Source organism: Adlercreutzia equolifaciens DSM 19450 (genome assembly GCF_000478885.1).
GTDB classification, from domain to species: Bacteria; Actinomycetota; Coriobacteriia; order Coriobacteriales; family Eggerthellaceae; genus Adlercreutzia; species Adlercreutzia equolifaciens.
Genome location: NC_022567.1, coordinates 1,863,875 through 1,884,778 on the forward strand (window position 1 = coordinate 1,863,875; position 20,904 = coordinate 1,884,778).

Sequence of the window (20,904 nt, forward strand, 5' to 3'; positions counted from 1 at the left end):
CGCGTTCGCGTCTTTTGCACAGACGGCGCAACGCCCGGAGTTGGGGGCACTTGCCGACTATCGGACCGATCGCCGACACTCTACCGATCGGTAGCGCGTTCTATGAGGGTGATGAGCTCTTGGCGGGAATGGACGTCGCATTTTCCGTAGATGTGCTTGATGTGAGAACGCACGGTGTTGGTGGTGACGAACTGCAACTCCGCGATGAAGGCGGCAGAGCGACCTGCGGCGAACAGCCGCAGCACCTCGGTCTCCCGCGGCGACAGCCGGAACCGCTCGGCCACGAGGGTCACGCCCTGGCCGTAGGGGCCCGATGCCGCCGGATCGCGCACTGCTTCCGCATCGCCGACCTCCGCACTGGACACTGCACTGCCCGCGTCACATTCTATACCCGCAGCCTCCAAGGCTTCCGCACTCGCACCGCCCTCCGGCTCCCGCGCGGCGACCCCAGCCGCAGGTTCGCCGCCACGGCCCCACAGCAGATCGTTCACGTGCTTCTCGGTGAACACCCACACGGCGCACACGAGCAGCGCCAGGGCCAGCACCGCCGCCACCATACGCCCGTCGAGGGCGCCGGCATCGGCGGCCGCTTCCAGTGAGCAGCCCACCAGATAGCCCACGGTCTCGATCAGATAGAAGGCCGCGAGCAGCGACAGCGGCCGCACGCGCAGGGACAGAGCCAGCTCAGCCAGCACCAGATAGGTCGTCATCTCGAAGAGGGAATAGCCCGTGGACATGAGGGCGCTCGACAGGGGCGAGTAGCCGCCCTGGGCGAGGAACACGAGAAAGGCCGCAGTGGCGAAAGTGATGAGCGTCTTGGCCAGCATGGCGACGAAAGCCGATCCGAGCAGCCCCGCCACGGCCACGAACAGCAGCACAGCGGCGAACTTAGTGCCCGTGATGACGCCGACGACCACCTCGATGTCCTGCTGGTAGAGCAGCTGCTGGAGAAAGCCGAAGCCCGCGGACACCACCGCCAGGCCCGCTACGAGGGAGGGCGGGAAGGAACCGATCCGCTTGAACACCGGGTCCGCACAGGGAGCCCACGCACCGCGCCTCCACGCTCGATAGGAAAGCCCTAAAGCCGCCGACCCGGCGACGAGGAGCGCGATGGCTCCGCCGAAGGGCGCCCCATCCCCAATAGCGGCCAGCGGCGCGTTGACGAGCGCACTGCCCACCACCGCACGGAGAACCCACAGAGACGAGCAGGAGCACAGCAGCTCGAGCACCATCACGGTAAGGAGCGCCGAGGCTCCCTGCACGCACGTAACGCCGATCCACGCAGAAGCGATGCCGTAAGCGCTGTCCGACGCACCCGCGCACAGCAGCATGCCGAGCACATTGGCAGCGGGCGCCACCGCGAAGAGCCACGGATGAGCGATTGCGCTGCCGATAGGTCGTGCTGCCGCGAACAGCAGCCCGTAGGCGGCTACCGAGAGCAGCTCCGGGCCCCCGAAGGCCGTAAGCGGCGGCCCCGGCGTTCCCGAGAGCGCCTGCAACGCCCCCACGGGAAAGGCCGAGGATGTCTCCATGGCCGCGAACAGCAGAGCCATGGCCCACACGAGGGGCATGGCCAGTGTTGCACGCGCTGTTTGCCAAGCGTTGTTCACCACGTTCCTCCTTCCAGGGGCATTATGCCAGATAACGCCCCTCCCCTTTCTCAATTTCACCCAAAAGTGGGGATGGCCGAACACCCCGGTTAGCGACATTTTCATCAGTTTCGCGGTCTGGGCGACCAACCGCGATCGCCATAGGATGACGAAGGCACCCGCGCCAAAGCGACACGGATCCTTGCAAGGAGGCTCCGAAGCTGAAAACGGCGCAAGCCCCTTACGCTCAACGAGAAAGGATATGGGAGGATGAGCACGATGCACGAAACCCGAAACGATACAGCGCTCTCGCGGCGCGGATTCTTCAAAGCGGCGGCCCTCGGCGGAGCCGGGCTGGCCGGCGCTGCCATGGTAGGCGGCTGCGCAGCCCCGTCTCCCTCGTCGGCCGGCGCCGCAACCAGCGACGACGGCCTCGCCGCCACTGGGGAGCCCTCGTTCCTCACGGCTCCCACGCCCATCGACGCCAGCGAGATCACCGAGACCATTGACACCGACGTGCTCGTCATCGGCTCGGGCATCGCCGGCGCCGTCACCGCAAGCAGCTGCACCGAGCACGGCCTAAAGGTACTCCTCGTGGAGAAGGCCGAGGCCCCGCGCAACATCGGCCTCGACTACGGCCTCGTGAACCCCAGCATCATGGCCGAAAAGGACATCGAGCCCGTGGACGTCTACGAAGTGGCGCGTGACCATATGGAGAAGTCTTGCCATCGTTGCCGTGGCGACAAAGTCTATCGTTTCATGACCGAGTCGGGCGCAGCCGGCGACTGGTACCTCGAGAAGGCCCGCGGCTACGGGTTCGTGCCCGAGGTCATCGCCATGAAGAGCAACAGCGACCACTTCAAGAACTATGTTCACGTCGTGGAACTGTGGCCGGACGAGGGCACCGTCACTGACGACGGAGATTGGTACGCGGCCACGAAGGCCATGATCGCAAACCTCCAGCAGGAGGTGGTGGACGGCGGCGGCGAATACCGCAATCTCACCGAGGCTGTACAGCTTCTCACCGAAGACGGTCGCGTGACCGGCGCCGTGTGCAAGGGCAAGGACGGCTACCTCCAGGTGAACACCGCCAAGGGCGTCGTGCTGGCCGCCGGCGACTACGCAGCGGACCCCGAGATGCTGGACTACTACACTGCCTGGGATTTCGACAGCTTCGATCCCGACTTCTTCATCAATGAGAGCACCGGCACCGGCGACGGCCACAAGATAGGACTATGGGCCGGCGCCGCAATGCAACCCGGGCCGCATCCCCTCATGACCTTCATGGCCTACGCCTATTCCTACCTGCGCGTGAACAACCTGGGCCAGCGCTATGTCAACGAGGACACGGGTTACACCGGCGGTGGCAACGCGCAACTGATTCAGCCCGCGGGCGCCTCATGGGCCATTTGGGACGATAAGTGGCGAGAGGAGCTGCCAGCCCAGATGCCCTATGCTGGCGGCATGAGTTGGGATCAGGACGGCCGGCGCATCCAGGATCCGTGGACGCCGGAAGGCGAGGAGGAGCTCGCGTTCTCCTGGGAAATCGAGAGCGGCCTGCTCGTACAGGCCGATAGCTTGGAAGAGCTAGCCGGCGCCATGGGCCTTGCCCCCGAAGCCACGGACACCTTCCTCGCCACAGTGAAGCGCTACAACGAGCTCGTCGACGCGGGCGACACCGACTTCGGCAAACGCCCCGAGCTTATGGCGAAGATCGAGCAGCCGCCCTTCTACGGCCTGCGCATGAACGTGGAACTCGGCGTAAGTGTTGGAGGCCTCACCACGAACGCCGATTCCGAGTGCCTCACCGCAGCCGGCGAGGTCATCCCCGGGCTGTACGCCGTGGGCAACAACGCCGGTGGCCTGTTCGGCATCGACTACAACGAGGTGACCATCCCGGGCATCTCCCTGGGCCGCTGCGTCACCTTCGGCTGGCTCCTCGGTCAGCATCTCGCGAAGTAGCCCCGACTTCGGACGGCTTCGCGGGCAGTTTCGCGCTCGGCGCCGCGGGCGACCCCATGTCCCGCGCCCCGAAAGCAACCTGCCTCCCCACGCGGCCGCGCCCCTCCGCTCCAGGGGCGCGGCCGTTTTGCGTGCCACGAGACCGCCATGGACCTTACGGGCGCTTTCGCAGTTGCTAGCCATAGAAAAGGGCCCCGATGGGGGCCCTTAAAGAGCTCAGTCGCGACAAACGCTAGCACTTGCCGAGCTCGCACTTGAGCTCTTCCTCGTCCTTGATGGACAGCGAGGTCTGCAGGATGTCGCCGCCGAAGGGGCGCATGGCCTCGGCGAACTTGTCCTCGGTCATGGAGCTGACCACCATGAACACGGCCGCCTCGTCCTTCTGGGTCAGCAGGTTGCGCACACGGTCCTGGAAGTCCTCGTCCACGCCGCGCTTCACGAAGAAGCCCGTGAGCGCGCCCAGGCCCGCGCCGATGGCGGCGCCCCAGAAGGGGATGAGAAAGATGAGCCCGAACAGCATGCCCCAGAACAGACCCCACACGGTGGAGTTGCCGATGGGCTGGCCCGGCGTGACCACGTCGAACTTGTCGTTGTCGCGGCGGGCGACCACGGCCACCGACTGGAGGTTCACGATGAAATCGTCGCCGAGGCTCAGCACCTCCTGATAGGCCTCCTTGGCCTTCTCCTCGGTGGGATAGCCCAAAACGAGCAGCGTAGACATAAGCGCGTCCTTTCTCTTGGAAACTGCGTTGACGCCCAGTCTAAAGATGACCCCGCAGCAAAGCGCAACGCGCCCGCGAACCGTCACTGCGCGGAAGGCACGCCGTTGTCGGCCCGTTATAGGATGCGCGACCGGATGGCGCGCGCCCATCTGCGCCTCCCTCACTGGCCGCCCGTTGCCCCGGTGCTCCCGACTCGTGTTTCGAACGCGTTACAACGTCGGCGCGTTTCATGTCGGAAACATTGGGGGCGTAGGCTGGTTAAGCGTTGGGAAGTCGCGCGGGCGCACGGCTTCGAGGCGCATGTTTCATGCCCGGGCGCGAGCCTGCGGCGGAAGGAGGCCGGCATGGCCAAGCACATCTTCGTTACCGGCGGCGTTGTCTCGTCGCTTGGCAAAGGCATCACCGCCGCGTCCCTCGGCCAGCTTCTGAAGGCGCGCGGCTATAAGGTGACCATGCAGAAGATGGACCCGTACCTGAACGTGGATCCGGGCACCATGAGCCCGTTTCAGCACGGCGAGGTATTCGTCACCGAAGACGGCCACGAGGGAGATTTGGACCTGGGCCACTACGAGCGATTCATCGACGAGAACCTCTCCCGCGAGAGCAACTTCACCCAAGGCTCCATCTACCAGACGCTCATCGCCCGCGAGCGGCGCGGCGACTTCCTCGGCGGCACCGTGCAGGTCATCCCGCACGTGACCGAGGCCATCAAGGAGCGGATCCGCCGCGCGGCCGAGCAGTCCGGCGCCGACATCGTCATCTCGGAAATCGGCGGCACCATCGGCGACATCGAGGGCCTGCCCTTCATCGAGGCGGCGCGCCAGTTCAAGAAGGAGATGGGGCCGGGCAACGTGCTGTTCGTCCACGTGACGCTCGTGCCGTACATCGCCGCAGCCCACGAGGTGAAGACGAAGCCCACCCAGCACTCGGTAAAGGAGCTGCGCAGCTTGGGCGTGCAGCCGGACTTCATCGTGTGCCGATCCGACCACGAGATCACCGATGGGGTGCGCGAGAAAATCGCGCTGTTCTGCGACGTGGACACCGACGACGTGCTCGCCTGCCCCGATGCCCCCTCCATCTACGAGGTGCCCATCAGCCTCTACGAGCAGGGATTCGACATCTCGGCCCTGGCGAAGATGGGCCTGGCGCCCCGCAAGATCAAGCTCGCCCCGTGGCGGGCCTTCCTGAAGGCGAAGGACGCCTGCGCAGGCGAGCTGGACATCGCCGTGGTGGGCAAGTACGTGAGCCTGCCCGACGCCTACCTCTCCATCAACGAGGCGCTCGTGGCCGCCGGCATCGCGGCAGGGCGCCACGTGAACGTGCACCTCATAGATGGCGAGGAGCTCACCGACAAGAACGCTGAGAAAGTGCTCGGCGCCATGGACGGCATCCTCGTGCCCGGCGGCTTCGGCGCCCGCGCCTTCGAGGGCAAGATCGCCGCGGCCCGCTACGCCCGCGAGAACAACGTGCCGTTTCTGGGCATCTGCCTGGGGCTGCAGGCGGCCGTCTGCTCCTTTGCCCGCGACGTGTGCGGCTTGGACGGCGCCACTTCCGCCGAGTTCGCCGACGCGGCGCCCGCGGGCACGCCCTTCGTCATCGATCTGATGCCCGAACAGGAGGACGTGGAAGAAAAGGGCGGCACCATGCGCCTGGGCGCCTACCCCTGCAAGGTGGTGCCCGGCACCCGCGCGGCGGCGGCCTACGGCGAACCCATCGTCTACGAGCGGCACCGCCATCGCTTCGAGGTGAACAACGCCTACCGCGACGCGCTTGTGGGAGGCGGCCTCGTGATTTCGGGCCTCTCCCCCGACGAGCGCCTCGTGGAGATGATCGAGCTGCCCGACCATCCCTTCTTCGTCGCCAGCCAGGGCCACCCCGAGTTCAAGAGCCGTCCCGGCAAACCCCATCCCCTCTTCGCCGCCTTCGTGGAAGCCGCCAACGAACGCAAGGGAGCGTAGAGCCTACACGGGGCGCGGATGGCCTTCCTCGGTGGTGAGGACGACCGGGCCGTCTTCGGTGATGGCGACGGTTTTCTCGAAGTGCACCGAGGGCTTCCCGTCGCGGGTGCGCACGAGCCAGCCGTCAGAGCATTGCTTCACCTTGCGGGTACCCATGTTCACCATAGGCTCGATAGCGAGCACCATGCCCGGCAGAAGCTTCAGCCCCGTGCGGCGACGCCCGAAGTTCGGGACGTTCGGATCCTCGTGCATCTCGCGTCCGATGCCGTGGCCCACGTAGTCGCGCACCACCGAGTAGCCGGCCGCCTCGGCCAGCGACTGCACCGCGTGCCCGATGTCGCCGAGGCGCTTGGTGGGACGCGCGTTGTCGAGCCCCTCCCACATGCAGCGCTCCCCCACCTCCAGCAGGCGCTGCACCTCGGGTGCCACCGTGCCCACCGGATACGTCCAGGCGTTGTCGCCCACCCAGCCGTCCACGATGGCCCCGGTGTCGATGGAGATGAGGTCGCCCTCGCGCAGGACGAGCTTCCTCGAGGGAATGCCGTGCACCACGGCGTCGTTCACCGAGGCGCAGATGGAGCCGGGAAAGCCGCCGTAGCCCTTGAAGGACGGAACGCCGCCCTCGGCGCGGATGACCTTCTCGGCGATGGCGTCCAGCTCGGCCGTGGTGATGCCGGACTCGACCGCCTCGCCCACGCGCCGCAGCGCCAGCGCCGACACGCGGCCCGCCTCCTTCATGGCCTCGATCTGAGCCGGGGACTTCAACTTCACTGCCATGGAATCACGCTTTCTGCTTGCTGATCTTATCTGCCCGAGGCCCTGCGACCTCGCACGGCGCGCACCGTGCGCGCGGACGCGTCGCGTTATCGCCTCAGCTTCCGGGCGACTTTGCGGACGGCGCCCGAAATGAAGGACGCCTCGGGCCAATCGCCGCGCACGGCGGGGCCGAACGTCACGACGAGGGCCGCGCACCCGCCGGCAACCACGTAGGCGAAGGCGCGGACGACGCTGCCGTCCATGGGCCCGAAGCCGAGCGTGAGCCCCACGAGCACCCCGTAGCCCACCACGGCTCCGGCGCCGCCCAGGGCGAGCGCCACGATAAACGAGCGCATCACCGCGCCGAGCCCCATGGGCCCGAAATGCAGCCGCAGGTACGCGAAGGCGATTACGTCGCCGATAACGTAGGAGACGATGGTCGAGGCCGCAATGGACTCCAACGTGACGTCCAGTCCCTGCTGGTAAGCCCAGGCCGCCCCCAGCGTGACTGCCACCTGGGCCGCCACCGCCGCAAAGTTGATGACCGAGAAGACTCCCATGCGCCGAATGGAGCTGAATATCTTGTTCAAGTAGGCGTTCACCCCGTAGAACGGCAGCGCCACGGCCATGACGGCCAGATAGCTCGCGATCTGGCCTATGGCATCGGCGGTGAACGCGCCGATATGGTACAGCGTCACGAGCGGTGTCGCGAACACCATGAGGTAGAGCGCCATGGGGATCATGAGGAAGAGAATCTGCCGCGTGCCGTCGATGATGCCCGCGATGACACCGCGGGTGTTCCCATCGGCCTGCATGTCCGATAGCTCCGTGAACAGCGTGGTGGTCACGGGCACTGCGAGGAACGAGTACGGGAACGTGAACCACAGCCGTGCGTAGGCGATGACCGAAGGGCCGTTGTCCGCGAACACGTAGGAGGCGGCGTTCTGGGCCGACACCGTGGCGAACGAGCACACCGTGACGAACACCGCGGGCGCGCCGAGGCGCAGCGTGTCGACCAGCGCCGGATCGCGCCAGTCGATGCGGGGGCGCAGGCGGATGCCCACCTTCTTGAGCGCGGGAATCTGGAAGGCCATCTGCACGAAGACGCCGAGGGGGTTGCCGATGGCGATGGCGAGAAAGGCCAGGTTCTGATCGGTCTGGGCGATGACGGCGTATAGGATGAACGAGGCGATGACGATGAGGTTGTTGAACACCGGTGCGAAGGAGGACCAAAAATATTCGCGGTTCGCGTTCAGAAGGCCCGACACAATGGAGGAGGCGCCGTAGAAGACAATCTGGATGGAGAAGAACTGGAAGAAGAACACCGCCAGCGCCATCTCGTCCTGGTTCGAGTAGAAGCTCTGGGTGTAGATGATCTGCCCGGCAAACACCATGCAGAGCACCGAGACGATAGCGAGCAGCACCACGACGATGGTGAGCAGATTCGATGCGTACTCGTTGCCCCGCCTGTCGCCGAGCTGCTTTTTCACCGAGAGGTACACCGGTAGAAACGCCGTGATGAGCATGCCGCCCATGACCAGCTCGTAGAGCATGTTCGGCAGGTTGTTGGCCACCTGGTACGAGCTGGAGACGAAGGTGGAGCCCAACGCGAAGGCCATGGCCCAGGTGCGGGCGAAGCCGGTGATGCGGGAGATGATGACACAGATGGAGATGAGGGCCGCGCTCGCCCCCACCGATTCGGCCGACAGCTCGCCGGCGTTCGCGCCACCACGGCCCGCAGCCTCGGCCTCGGCGGCCTCGGCGACGATCACCTCCTGCTGGCGGATGGACGCCTCGGACGTGGCGCCGGGGATGGTGCGGTCGAGGCCCGCATGGGAGCCGACGACGGGGATGAGCCCCGTAGCGCCCGGGTCGGTCGGGGGACGCAGAAGCGTCTTGTCCACGCCGCGATGGCGACCGCGGGCGGGAATGCGCGCCTCGGCGTTCGCCCGCGGGTTGTTGCGGGGCGCAGCATTCCTATCCGTCGGGTCGGGCGGATTCGAGCGTATATGACGGGCTCGTTGGAGCTTGTCGGACATGGGCGAACTCTTCGATGATGAGCGGTATAATTCATCCATCATAGCAAACTCGGAAAGCAGAGCCCCATGCACATACTTGTCGTACGCAATAACTCCAACCCGCAAGCTGTTGACGCCTCGCTGCTGCTCACCGCCTATCTTACGAGCCAGGGAATCGAGGCGCTGCTCGTCGATTCCTCGTCGCTTGGCACCGACCAAGGGCGCCGTGACGTGCGCGCGCAGCTGCCCGGGCAGCTGGCGCTGGTCGTCGTGCTCGGCGGCGACGGCACCGTGCTGCATACCGTACACCTGCTCCATGACCGCCAGGTTCCCATCCTGCCCATCAACTTCGGACGGCTGGGGTTTCTCGCCAACGCCGATACCGATGGCGTGGTGCCGCTGGTGGCCGAGGCCCTGGCCGGCGACTTGCGCGCCGAGCGCCGCAGCATTCTCTCCATCGAGGTGGTTTGCGAAGGCGAGCACGATCCGTACGGGGAGGCGAACGGGGCCGGAGAAGGCGCCGCCTGGGACAGGCCCGACGTGAACGCGAAGCCGAGCGCCGCCACCCCTCCTTCGGTTCGCAGGCCCGGGGAGACCGAAGGCGCCCCCTGGACGCCCGTCCCGGGCCGCTTCGGCGTCAACGGCCGGGGGCTCTCCGGCGCACGGCAGTTCTTCGCCCTGAACGAGGCGGCCATCACCCGCGGTGCCATGGGACGCATCATCGAGCTGACCCTGAACGTCTCGGGGGTGGACGTGGCCCGCATGCGCGGCGACGGCCTCGTCGTCTCCACGGCCACCGGCTCGACGGCCTACGCGCTCTCGGCCGGCGGCCCTTTGGTCTCCCCCGGCTTCAAGGGTATGATCGCCGTGCCGCTTGCGCCCCACACCCTGCGTTCCCGCGCCGTGGTCACCGATGCCAGCGACGTTATCGAGGTAGGCTTCGACGACACCGACGAGTTCCGCGAGGCGACCTTGTTCGTCGACGGCGATATCGTTCCGTTCGACGCGCCCCTGCGGAAGATCTACGTGCAGTGCGCGCCCTTCGACGTCACGCTCCTGCGCGCCGACGGCGCCTCCTTCTACGACCGCATCAGCAAGGACTTCTTCGGGGAGTAAACGCAAAAGGGCCCCGCCGAAGCGGGGCCCTTGCTCTTCGATAGAGAATCGTCGATTTACTCGGCGGACTCGGTGTAGGCGCGGGTCACAGAGGAGTCCACGGAAACACCGGGAGTCATGGTGCCGGACACGGTGATGGACTTGACGTACTTGCCCTTGGCCGCGGCGGGCTTCATGCGCAGGATCTCGTCGTAGACAGCGCCGTAGTTCTCGGCGAGCTGCTCGGGGGTGAAGCTCACCTTGCCGAGGACGACGTGCGCGATGCCGTAACGGTCGGCGCGGTACTCCACGCGGCCGCCCTTGAGCTCCTTGATGGCCTTCGCCACATCGTTGGTGACGGTGCCGAGCTTCGGGTTGGGCATGAGACCGCGGGGGCCGAGGATCTTGCCGAGACGGCCGACCTTGCCCATCTGATCGGGCGTGGCCACAGCGGCGTCGAAGTTGAACTCGCCGGCCTGAATCTGCTGCATGAGCTCGTCGGTGCCCACGATGTCGGCACCGGCCTCCTCGGCGGCCTGGGCAGCGGCGCCCTCGGCGAAGACGGCCACGCGGACGGTCTTGCCGGAGCCGTTGGGCAGGCTCACGGTGCCGCGCAGCTGCTGGTCGGCCTGACGGGTATCGATGCCCAGGCGGAAGTCGCCGGTCACCGTCTCGTCGAAGTTGGCCACGGAGATCTCCTTCAGCAGCTTCATAGCGGCGAGCGGGCTCACCGGCTCGGCCGGAATCTGCTTCTCGGCCTCAACGTACTTCTTTCCGTGCTTAGTCATTGCATTTCCTTTCGTGGTAATGGCGGGCGCTTCTCACCCTTCCACTGTTGAATCAAACTTAGTCGACGGCCTTGCCCTGAAGCATGGCGGCAACCTTGCGGCTGGGCACGTACTTCTTCTTCATCTCGCGGCCCTCGATGCGCACACCCATGGAGCGGGCGGTGCCGGCCACGATCTCCATGGCCGCCTCGATGTCGTTGGCGTTCAGGTCGGGCATCTTGATCTCGGCGATCTCGCGGAGCTGATCCTCGGTCAGCGTGCCGGCCACCTGAATCTGCGGAATGGCGGCGCCGCTCTTAATGCCGAGCTTCTCCTTGATGAGCACGGCCGCGGGCGGGGTCTTGCACACGAAGGTGAAGGACTTGTCCTCGTACACCGTGATCTCGACCGGGATAATGGTCCCGGCCTGGTCCTGCGTCTGGGCGTTGAACGCCTGGCAGAACTGCATGATGTTGACGCCCTGGGCGCCAAGGGCCGGGCCTACCGGCGGGGCCGGATTGGCAGCGCCGGCGGGGATTTGCAGCTTTACAAATCCAGTGACTTTCTTGTCAGCCATCTGTGACTACCTTTCAGATGAATCGACGTTTACTTCTCTATCACTCAAAACTCGAAGGCCGCGAGAAGCCCCGGTCCACGCGGGCACGACGATCGAGTCAAAGTGCTTGCAAAATTAGATCTTGGCCACCTGGTCGAAGGAAAGCTCGACGGGGGTCTCGCGGCCGAAGATGGAGACCATGACCTTGACCTTGCCCGCATCGGGCATAACCTCGGAAATCGTGCCGTCGAACTCGGCGAGAGGACCGTGGGTCACCTTCACCGACTGGCCGACCTCGAGGTTCGTGGAGGTCTTCTTCGGAGCCTCGCGGCTCGTGCGCTTCATGATCTTGTTGTACTCGTCGCGGGTCAGCGCCTGGGGGTTGCCCTGGCTACCCACGAAACCGGTAACGCCCGGCGTGTTGCGAACGGCGGCCCAGCTGCGGTCGTCCAGCTCCATGCGGACGAGCACGTAGCCCGGGAACACCTTCTTCTCGCTCTCCACGCGACGGCCGCCCTCCTTGATCTCGGTGACCATCTCCGTGGGGATCTCGATGCCGAAGACGTTGTTCTCGAGACCCATGGCCTCGATGCGCTGCTCGAGATTCGACTTCACCTTGTTCTCGTAGCCCGAGTAGGTGTGCAGCACGTACCATTTCTTAGCCATCGATTACGCCCCAATCCCAGAGATGAACACGAGCAGCGGCGTGATAATCACGTTATCCAGCAACGCCACGAAGATGCCGAAAAACAGCAGGGCCACCACCACGACGCCGCTCCAGCGGAGCACATCGGTGCGGGTCGGCCACGTCACGCGCTTCATCTCGGACTTCACGTCACGGAAGAACTGGAAGCGCTTCTTCTTCGGCTTGTCGTCCTTCTTGGAGGACTTCGCGGTATCGTTGGAAGACGCAGACTTGTCCTCGGAGCCCTTCTTGAACAGGCCGCCCTTCTTCTCTTCCGTCGCCTCGGCAACGGAAGTCGGGTTCTGCTCTTCCAGCTCGCGGTTGGCCTTGCGCTGCTGACGGGCAGCGGAGGCCTTGGCCTTCTGTGTCTTGGATTTCTTTGCCATGGAATTCCTTATGGAAAGTCTCTTGTCTAATCGCCAAAAAAGCAGCCTCTAGGCTGCTCACGAAAACAAGCTGGCAGGCCAGGAGGGACTCGAACCCCCAACATGCGGTTTTGGAGACCGCCGCTCTACCAATTGGAGCTACTGGCCTATGCCTGTTTCTTCCTTAACCTCTTATCGGGTCTCTTTGTGCACCGTGTGGGCGTTGCACCACTTGCAGTACTTCTTGAGCTCGATGCGGTCAGGATTGTTCTGCTTGTTCTTCTTGGTCGTGTAGTTGCGGCGCTTGCACTCAGTGCAGGCCAGAGTGACCAGAGTACGCATGAATTCTCCTTTTACCTATAAAGCGAAACGCAGGGTTGATCATACACATGAAGCGCAGGGGGCAGGGCCTGCCTCGCAAAAGACAGGCCCCGCGAAATCACTCAGTAAGAAGGACTTACTTGAAGATCTTGGTCACGCGACCAGAGCCCACGGTACGGCCACCCTCGCGGATAGCGAACTTCAGGCCCTCTTCCATGGCGATGGGGTGAATGAGCTCGCCCTTGATCGTCACGTTGTCGCCCGGCATAACCATCTCGGTGCCCTCGGGGAGGTGCGCCACACCGGTGATGTCGGTGGTACGGAAGTAGAACTGCGGACGATAGCCATCGAAGAACGGGGTATGACGGCCGCCCTCTTCCTTGGTCAGGATGTAGACCTGGCCCTCGAACTCGGTGTGCGGGGTCACGGAACCGGGCTTGCAGAGAACCTGGCCACGGACGATCTCCTCGCGCTTGATGCCGCGCAGCAGGCAGCCGATGTTGTCGCCGGCCTGGGCCTCATCGAGCAGCTTGCGGAACATCTCGATGCCGGTGCAAACGGTGTTCTGGGTCTCGCGGATACCCACGATCTCCAGCGGGTCGTTCACATGGAGCACGCCGCGCTCCACACGGCCGGTGGCAACGGTGCCGCGGCCGGTGATGGTCATGGTGTCCTCGACAGCCATCAGGAACGGCTTGTCGACGTCGCGGTCGGGGGTCGGGATGTAGGAGTCCACAGCCTCCATGAGCTCCCAAACCTTCTCCTGCCACTCCTTGTCGCCCTCCAGGGCCTTCAGAGCGGAGCCGCGGATGATCGGGGTGTCGTCGCCCGGGAACTCGTAGCTGTCGAGCAGCTCGCGAACTTCCATCTCGACGAGCTCGATGAGCTCCTCGTCGTCGACCATGTCGCACTTGTTCAGGAAGACCACGATGTAGGGCACGCCCACCTGACGGGCGAGCAGGATGTGCTCGCGAGTCTGGGCCATGGGGCCGTCGGTAGCAGCGATAACCAGGATGGCGCCGTCCATCTGGGCCGCACCGGTGATCATGTTCTTCACGTAGTCGGCGTGACCGGGGCAGTCGACGTGAGCGTAGTGACGGGTATCGGTCTCGTACTCGATGTGAGCGATGGAGATGGTGATGCCGCGCTCGCGCTCCTCGGGGGCCTTGTCGATCATGTCGAAGGCAGTGAAGTCAGCGTGCGCCGTGCCGTGGGAGCCGTCGTTCTCGGACAGAGTCTTGGAGATGGCGGCCGTCAGCGTCGTCTTACCGTGGTCGACGTGACCGATGGTGCCGATGTTAACATGCGGCTTCGAGCGCTCGAACTTCTCCTTAGCCATGTTTCATCCTCCTTCAAGGGTGATTGCGAAACGAATTGCAACAAAATAAACGCGCCCAGAAAGGACGCGGTAAATCTAAATGGTAGCGGTGACTGGATTTGAACCAGTGACGCCACGGGTATGAACCGTGTGCTCTGACCAACTGAGCTACACCGCCAAGTGGAGCCTGCGACCGGACTTGAACCGGTGACCTCTTCGTTACCAACGAAGTGCTCTACCGACTGAGCTACACAGGCAGAAATGGTGGGCGCGCTAGGATTCGAACCTAGGTAGGCATAACCAACGGGTTTACAGCCCGTCCCCTTTAACCACTCGGGCACACGCCCATTTCGGCGCTTAATTCATGTGTACTTTTCAAGCTGCCACCCGTCTTTCGCGTTGTTCCGCGAAAAGCGAGCGAACGGAATAATACGCTACGGCAACAAGCGTGTCAACCATTTACACGCCCCCGGGCGTGTCTCCACGATTCCTCCCCAACCTCGAACGAGGAACTCGGCAACCGCGCTTTCTTCTTACTATATATAGAGACACTTGGACACCATATGTTGGATGAGAAAGCGCACCTCTCCCCCAAGGTATGGAAATCCTCCCTCACTCATGATTTTTTTCGGCCGCGAACGGCGCGAATTCCCGCGCGGATGGGCTGAGGTCGGCTTGTGAATCCCTTCTGTGGGGGTCGTGAAGAGGCGCCATCCGTGCTATGATATGAAACTAGTTTGCCCCAACGCACTAGATGCTCAACCAGGAGGATACTTTTATATGAGTGAGCATACACGTCCCTTCAGCAGACGCGCCTTCGTCGGCGGAGCGGCCGCTTTCGGCATCTCGCTGTGCCTGCCCCCGCTCATGCCCGCCAAAGCCCACGCCGTCACGGCCGCCGAGAAGCAGGCCGAGGCCAACGCGGCACTTGAGAAGCTCAACGCCATGCAGGAGAAGCTCGACCGCGCCGAGGTCTCCCTCTATGCGGCTGAAACCGAGCGCGACGATGCCCAGGCCCGCATGGACGAGGCTCAGGGTCGCATCGATTCCGCTTCCTCGCGCATCAGCGAGCTGCAGGACAAGCTCGGCAACCGCGCCCGCTCCATGTACCGTTCCGGCTCGTCTACGTTCCTCGATCTTCTTCTGGGAGCCACCACGTTCCAGGCCTTCGCCTCGAACTGGGACCTCCTGAACGATATGAACCAGAACGACGCCGACATGGTGGAGGAAACCAAGACCCTGCGCTCCGAGGTGGAATCTGAGAAGGCCGTCTACGAGGAGCAGCGCAACGTCGCCGCCCAGAAGGCCGAGGAGGCCGAGGCCGTCAAGAAAGAGGCCGAGAGCCTCGTCTCCCAGATGCAGGACACCTACAACTCCCTGTCCGAGGAAGCGGCCCAGCTGCTCGCCGAGGAAGAGGCGGCCCGCGAGGCCGCGGCACTCGCCGCCGCCCAGGCCGCTGAAGAAGAGGCCCGTCGCCAGGCCGAGGAGGAAGAGCGCCGTCAGCAGCAGAGCAACTCCGGAGGAAATTCGGGTGGCGGATCTGGCTCCGGCGGAAATTCCGGCGGCAGCTCGAGCGGTGGCTCCGGCAGCTCCGGCGGCGGCTCGTCGAACAACTCGAAGCCCCAGACCGTTGGCGGCACGGCCGTCGATCGCGCCTACGGCGAGCTGGGCAAGCCCTATTCCTGGGGCGCCGTGGGGCCGGATTCCTACGACTGCTCCGGCCTGGTGAGCTACTGCCTGCTCGGCCGCCACAGCCGCTTGGGCACCGCCGCCAGCTTCATGGGCTACACGCGCGTCTCGAACCCCAAGCCGGGCGACATCTGCTGCAACGATCACCACTGCGGTATCTACATCGGCGACGGCCAGATGATCCACGCGCCGCGCACCGGCGACGTCGTGAAGATCTCCGCCGTGCATTCCGGCATGATCTACACGCGCTACTAGGGCGCATCTGCCAGCTAGCGAAGGGGCTCCCGACGGGAGCCCCTTTTTCGTGCCGGTCTTTAAGCCTTCCCGTGGAAGAGGCTCACATAGTCGACAATAGCGTCGTGCAGGGCATTCAGGCCCTCCTCATCTTCCACCCATTGGTGGGTAAGCGGAGCCTCCGGCAGGGTGAACTTGCAGCTCTCCAGGGCCTGGTACACCTCGTTGGGGCCCATGGGCGCCCAGCCGTAGCTGCCGAAGGGAATGCCGACGCGCCCGGCCGGCGCCAAACCGCGCATGTAGCAGAGAAACGACGCCACCGTGGGCATCATCGTCTTGTTGAGCGTCGGCGAACCCACGGCGATGTAGCGCGCATCCAGCACCTCAGCCATGATATCGGAGATGTGGTTCACCTTCAGATCGAGCAAGCGCGCGGGAATGCCCATCTCGATGAAGGCCTCGGTGATCTCCGTGGCCATGGCCTCGGTGGTGTGCCACATGGAATCGTAGACCACGAGCGCGTACTCCTCGGGGATGCCGCTGCTCCACTTCTCGTACATCTCCAAGATCTCCGGCACATGGCTGCGCCAGATGATGCCGTGGGCCGGGGCGATCATATCGAAGGCAAGACCGGAGAGCGCCTTTAGGGCCGCTTCCACATTCTTGCCGTAGGGCATGACGATGTTGGCGTAGTACTTCTGCGCCTGAACGAGCACCTCCGGCAGCCCCACCTCGTCATCGAAGCGTTTCGAGGAGGCGTAGTGCTGGCCGAAGGCATCGTTGGAGAACAGGATGCCGTCGAACTCGTCATAGGTAACCATGGAATCGGGCCAGTGCACCATGGGCGTCTGCACGAAGGCGAGCGTGCGCTTGCCGATGTTAAGGGTGTCGCCGGTCTTCACGCCCACGAGGTTAAGACCGTCCCCGTAATGGGCGCGAAGCCCCTGGACGCCCTTGGGCGCGCCGGTGACGATGGCGGCTGTCGGGGCGATTTCAGCCAAAGCCGGAAGGCCGCCGGAATGATCCATTTCCACGTGGTTCGACACGATATAGTCGATGGAGGCAGGATCAATGATGTCGGCGATGCGGTCGATGAGCTCGCCGGTGAAGGGCTTCTTGCAGGTGTCGATGAGCGTGATCTTCTCGTCGAGGATAAGATAGGCGTTGTAGGTGCTTCCGCGCTCGGTGGTGTAGCCGTGGAAGTTGCGCTCGTTCCAATCGATGCCGCCCACCCAGAACACGTCGGGCTTGATCTCGATGGCCTTCAACATATCGCTCTCCTTGTCTCGCGGTTGACGTTCGCATGGTAGCCCGAAACGCGACCACGAAGCCACGCAAACAGCCCCTGTTGGAGAATCGTTTGGATCTGCGTTGCATAAACTTTGGAGGTATTGGCCACAAAAGCGACTTTTGGGTTTTCCGAATCCGCAATAATCTAACCTACCGCATCTTCTTTCAAAAACTAATATCGTTTCTCGTGTATTCTCTCGACTGATTCTTCATCCTACAGCGCCATATGCCGCAAAGAGAGGAGAAGAGAAACCCAGAACTAGAGTTTGTGACCATTTTTTCAGAAGTTTTTGCAACGTGAACCAAAAGAGCCGCCCGGAGGCGGCTCAAAGGCAGGACGAGAGACGATCTACACGTCAAGCTCCATATAGGTGTCGAAGTCGTCGGTGACTTCCTTGCTGGGCTCAGGCGTGAGCTTGGAGACCACCACGATCACGAGCAGCGCCAGCAAAAAGCCGGGGAGCAGCTCGTACACGGCGAACCAGCCGCCGAGCGGGGCAATGAGGTTCTTCCAGGCCACCACCGTCACTGCACCGGTGAGCATACCGGCCACCGCGCCCGGCAGCGTTGTGCGGCGCCAATACAGCGAGCACAGCATGAGCGGGCCGAAGGACGCGCCGAAGCCGGCCCAGGCGTAGGACACGATGTCGAAGATGGAGGAGTTCTGATCCATGGCCAAGAAGATGCCCAGAAGCAGAATGACCGTCAGCGTAATGCGGGCCACGATCATGACCTGGTTGTCGGTGGCATCGCGCTTGATGAGGCCCTTGAAGATGTTGGTGGCCACCGCGGAACCGGAGATGAGCAGGTAGCTGGAAGAGGAGCTCATGGCCGCCGCGAAGATACCCGAGACCACCAGGCCGCAGAAGAAGCTCGGCAGCAGCATCTTCGACAGCACGATGAACACGGACTCGGCCGCCGACTGGGTGAGGAACTCGGTCGGGATGACCGCGCGGCCGATAAGGCCGATGCACACCGCTGAGGACAGGGAGACCACGAGCCAGATCATGGCGATGATGCGCGACTTCTTGATCTCGTCGGAGTGGCGAATGGACATGAAGCGGATGAGCACCTGGGGCATGCCGAAGTAGCCGAGACCCCATGCCAGGCCGCTCACGATGGTGATGATGCCGTAGGTGCCGGCCGGACCGAACATGGGCTCGTTGCCCTCGATGAGCTGGTTGCCCGCCTCATCGAGCAGGGGCGTGGCAATCTCGGTGCCGGAGAGGAAGCCGGGAATGTTCTGCAGGAAGGTCACCGTGTTCTCAACGCCGCCCGCAGCGGTGACGGAGCCGATAAACACCGTGGCCAGGGCCAGAAACATGAGCGTGCCCTGCACGAGATCGGTGGTGCACACCGAGAGATAGCCGCCCATGAACGTGTAGAGGAACACGATGATGGCGCCGATGATCATCATCACGCCGTAGTCCCAGCCGAACAGCGTCGCGAACAGCTTGCCCACGGTGACGAAGCAGGAGGCGGTGTAGATGGTGAAGAACAAAAGGATGATGACCGCGGCGATGGTCATGAGGATGTGCTTCGTGTCATGGAAGCGGTTGGAGAAGAAGTCGGGCACCGTGATGGCGTTGCCGGCCTTCTCGGAGTACTTGCGCAGGCGTTTGGCCACGAACTTCCAGTTCAGATAGGTGCCGATGGCCAGGCCGATGGCCGTCCACATGGCATCCGACGCGCCGGTGAAGTAGGCCACGCCGGGCAGGCCCATGAGGAGCCACCCCGACATATCCGACGCTTCGGCCGACAGGGCCGTGAGCCACGGTCCCAGGCCGCGGCCGCCGAGGAAGTACTCCTCGGACGACGAGTTGGAGCGCTTGGCGTACACAAAGCCGATGACTACTACTACGACGAAGTAGAGCAGCATGGCAAGTACGACTTGCATATCGCTTTCGATCATGTTTCCCCTTCCGCGAGAATCCTTGCAACACGTTTGGAACTCCCAGGGTCGGTTTCGGCAAGAGGCGCCAGCGGGCCAGCCCCCAACGCCGCCCTGCCGAAACCGACACCGTATGGCCAGCCATTCTTGCGAAGCGCCATATTCCGTGTCGTTTCACTGACCTTTGGGATTATACTTTACCGCGATGGAGTGACACTCCGTATCTTATGCAGACGAGCAGTTTTACGGCGAAAGGACGGGATATGCCGCGCTACGCAGAGATGTCCAAGGCGGAATTGGAGGCCGAGCTAGCCGAGGTGCGCGCCCGCTACGGCGAGATGGCGGCCCGGGGCCTCAAGCTGAACATGGCCCGCGGGAAGCCTTCGGCCGCACAGCTGGAACTGTCGCTGCCCCTGCTGGATGTGCTGGACTCCGCCGCCGACCTTGCCGCCGAGGACGGCACCGACTGCCGCAACTACGGCGTGCTCGACGGCATCCCCGAGGCGAAACGGCTCATGGCAACGCTTCTGGACGATGAGCCAGAGAACGTCATCGTGCTCGGCAATGCGAGCCTGACGGCCATGTACGACGCCATGGTGCGCTACCTGGTGTTCGGCGCCTTGGGAAGTACGCCCTGGGGGCGCTTGCCCGAAGTGAAGTGGCTCTGCCCGGTTCCCGGCTATGACCGGCACTTCTCGATTTGCGAAGATCTCGGCATCGAGATGATTCCCGTCCCCCTTTGCGAGGACGGCCCCGATATGGAAGAAGTGGAGCGCCTCGTCGCCGCCGACGACACCATCAAGGGCATCTGGTGCGTGCCGAAGTACTCGAACCCCTCCGGCATCACCTACTCCGATGAGACGGTGCGCCGCCTCGCCGCCATGGAATGCGCCGCCCCCGACTTCCGCATCTTCTGGGACAACGCCTACGCCGTGCACCATTTCTCCGACGATCCGGCCGAGCAGGACATCGTGCTCGATATCGCCGAGGCCTGCCGTGAGGCGGGCAACCCCGATCGCTATCTGAAGTTCGGCTCCACGTCGAAGATCACCTTCCCCGGCGCGGGCGTGGCCGCTTTGGCCGCAAGCCCCGCCAATATAGCCGAGATCAAGCGGCACTTGGGCGTTCAGGCCATCGGTCACGACAAGCTCAATCAGTTGCGTCACGCCCGCTTCCTGGAAGAGGGCGCGCGCCTGCCCGAGCATATGGCCGCTCACGGCGCCCTCATGGGCCCGAAGTTCGAGCTCGTCGAAAAGAAACTGGCCGAAGAGCTTGCCGAGGCCGGTATCGCCACGTGGACCTCGCCGCGCGGCGGCTACTTCGTGAGCTTCGAGGGACCGGCCGGCACGGCGCGCCGCATCGTCTCCCTCGCCAAGGAGGCGGGCGTGGTCATGACGGGCGCCGGCGCCACCTGGCCCTACGGCGACGATCCGGCCGACTCCAACATCCGCATCGCCCCGTCGCTGCCGCCTCTGGAGGAGCTGGAAGAGGCCATGGACGTCTTCACCTGCTGCGTGAAGCTGGCCGCCCTGGAGCAACTCGTCGAGGGATAGGCCCCTCCTCTTCGAGCAGGCTCGCGCTGCGGCTCGTCGTAAGGAAAAGTTACGCCCTCCTTACGCTTTCGTCAGCTTTTGCTATGGGAAGCGTAATGGAGGGCTTTCCTATCATTTCTCCTGAACGAAAACGAG

Annotated in this window: 17 protein-coding genes and 4 tRNA genes; 5 read left to right on the plus strand and 16 right to left on the minus strand. The window is 63.9% G+C overall.

The features are described 5' to 3' along the window. Positions 1-80 precede the first annotated feature (80 nt). Positions 81-1,613 carry a helix-turn-helix transcriptional regulator gene (locus AEQU_RS07325; RefSeq protein WP_022740294.1) on the minus strand — a complete coding sequence of 511 codons (1,533 nt, stop codon included), beginning with the start codon at positions 1,611-1,613 and terminating at the stop codon, positions 81-83. A 255-nt stretch (positions 1,614-1,868) separates the two neighbouring features. On the opposite strand from AEQU_RS07325, the gene AEQU_RS11910 reads away from it, so the two are divergent. Beyond that, the gene (locus AEQU_RS11910) at positions 1,869-3,551 is read left to right on the plus strand and encodes an FAD-dependent oxidoreductase (RefSeq protein WP_158318405.1); all 1,683 of its coding nucleotides are present in this window, start codon (positions 1,869-1,871) and stop codon (positions 3,549-3,551) included. A 232-nt stretch (positions 3,552-3,783) separates the two neighbouring features. Here the strand turns inward: AEQU_RS11910 and AEQU_RS07335 are convergent, their stop codons facing one another. After that, positions 3,784-4,272 (minus strand): DUF1269 domain-containing protein, encoded by a 489-nt coding sequence (locus AEQU_RS07335; protein WP_022740296.1) that lies wholly within the window; start codon positions 4,270-4,272, stop codon positions 3,784-3,786. A gap of 345 nt (positions 4,273-4,617) precedes the next feature. On the opposite strand from AEQU_RS07335, the gene AEQU_RS07340 reads away from it, so the two are divergent. Beyond that, a complete protein-coding gene (locus AEQU_RS07340; protein WP_022740297.1) occupies positions 4,618-6,231 on the plus strand; it encodes a CTP synthase in 1,614 nt (537 codons plus the stop codon). 3 nt (positions 6,232-6,234) lie between these two features. Here the strand turns inward: AEQU_RS07340 and map are convergent, their stop codons facing one another. Together map and murJ are read right to left on the minus strand one after the other, a co-directional pair. Continuing rightward, entirely contained in the window at positions 6,235-7,008 is a 774-nt protein-coding gene (gene map, locus AEQU_RS07345; RefSeq protein ID WP_022740298.1) for a type I methionyl aminopeptidase, read from the minus strand. An 86-nt stretch (positions 7,009-7,094) separates the two neighbouring features. Continuing rightward, positions 7,095-9,026: a murein biosynthesis integral membrane protein MurJ gene (gene murJ / locus AEQU_RS07350; protein WP_022740299.1), complete on the minus strand. Its 1,932-nt coding sequence runs from the start codon at positions 9,024-9,026 to the stop codon at positions 7,095-7,097. Between the two features lie 66 nt (positions 9,027-9,092). Between murJ and AEQU_RS07355 the strand changes: the two genes are divergently transcribed. Next, a complete protein-coding gene (locus AEQU_RS07355) occupies positions 9,093-10,121 on the plus strand; it encodes an NAD(+)/NADH kinase (RefSeq protein ID WP_022740300.1) in 1,029 nt (342 codons plus the stop codon). A 56-nt stretch (positions 10,122-10,177) separates the two neighbouring features. Here the strand turns inward: AEQU_RS07355 and rplA are convergent, their stop codons facing one another. From rplA to AEQU_RS07405, 10 genes are all read right to left on the minus strand, one after another. Then, positions 10,178-10,888, minus strand: coding sequence for a 50S ribosomal protein L1 (gene rplA / locus AEQU_RS07360; protein ID WP_022740301.1), 711 nt, complete (start codon positions 10,886-10,888; stop codon positions 10,178-10,180). A gap of 58 nt (positions 10,889-10,946) precedes the next feature. Further along, positions 10,947-11,444, minus strand: a complete 498-nt coding sequence (gene rplK / locus AEQU_RS07365) for a 50S ribosomal protein L11 (RefSeq protein WP_022740302.1) — start codon at positions 11,442-11,444, stop codon at positions 10,947-10,949. Positions 11,445-11,558: 114 nt separating this feature from the next. Next, complete coding sequence (nusG, locus tag AEQU_RS07370) at positions 11,559-12,089, minus strand: transcription termination/antitermination protein NusG (protein ID WP_041714608.1); 531 nt, start codon at positions 12,087-12,089, stop codon at positions 11,559-11,561. A gap of 3 nt (positions 12,090-12,092) precedes the next feature. Next, positions 12,093-12,494: a preprotein translocase subunit SecE gene (gene secE, locus AEQU_RS07375; RefSeq protein WP_022740304.1), complete on the minus strand. Its 402-nt coding sequence runs from the start codon at positions 12,492-12,494 to the stop codon at positions 12,093-12,095. A gap of 71 nt (positions 12,495-12,565) precedes the next feature. Further along, positions 12,566-12,642: transfer RNA gene (locus AEQU_RS07380), tRNA-Trp, on the minus strand. 23 nt (positions 12,643-12,665) lie between these two features. Beyond that, positions 12,666-12,815: a 50S ribosomal protein L33 gene (rpmG, locus tag AEQU_RS07385; protein WP_022740305.1), complete on the minus strand. Its 150-nt coding sequence runs from the start codon at positions 12,813-12,815 to the stop codon at positions 12,666-12,668. A 115-nt stretch (positions 12,816-12,930) separates the two neighbouring features. After that, entirely contained in the window at positions 12,931-14,133 is a 1,203-nt protein-coding gene (gene tuf / locus AEQU_RS07390; protein WP_022740306.1) for an elongation factor Tu, read from the minus strand. 80 nt (positions 14,134-14,213) lie between these two features. Next, positions 14,214-14,290 (minus strand) — tRNA-Met (locus tag AEQU_RS07395). 3 nt (positions 14,291-14,293) lie between these two features. Then, a tRNA-Thr gene (locus AEQU_RS07400) sits at positions 14,294-14,369 on the minus strand. A gap of 5 nt (positions 14,370-14,374) precedes the next feature. Continuing rightward, a tRNA-Tyr gene (locus tag AEQU_RS07405) sits at positions 14,375-14,459 on the minus strand. A 433-nt stretch (positions 14,460-14,892) separates the two neighbouring features. On the opposite strand from AEQU_RS07405, the gene AEQU_RS07410 reads away from it, so the two are divergent. Further along, positions 14,893-16,056 (plus strand): coiled-coil domain-containing protein, encoded by a 1,164-nt coding sequence (locus AEQU_RS07410; RefSeq protein WP_022740307.1) that lies wholly within the window; start codon positions 14,893-14,895, stop codon positions 16,054-16,056. Positions 16,057-16,115: 59 nt separating this feature from the next. On the opposite strand, the gene AEQU_RS07415 is transcribed toward AEQU_RS07410, so the two are convergent. Next, positions 16,116-17,306 (minus strand): FprA family A-type flavoprotein, encoded by a 1,191-nt coding sequence (locus tag AEQU_RS07415; RefSeq protein WP_022740308.1) that lies wholly within the window; start codon positions 17,304-17,306, stop codon positions 16,116-16,118. 368 nt (positions 17,307-17,674) lie between these two features. Beyond that, positions 17,675-19,237, minus strand: a complete 1,563-nt coding sequence (putP, locus tag AEQU_RS07420) for a sodium/proline symporter PutP (RefSeq protein ID WP_022740309.1) — start codon at positions 19,235-19,237, stop codon at positions 17,675-17,677. A 242-nt stretch (positions 19,238-19,479) separates the two neighbouring features. Between putP and AEQU_RS07425 the strand changes: the two genes are divergently transcribed. Continuing rightward, the gene (locus tag AEQU_RS07425; RefSeq protein WP_022740310.1) at positions 19,480-20,769 is read left to right on the plus strand and encodes an aspartate aminotransferase type Ic; all 1,290 of its coding nucleotides are present in this window, start codon (positions 19,480-19,482) and stop codon (positions 20,767-20,769) included. Positions 20,770-20,904 lie beyond the last annotated feature (135 nt).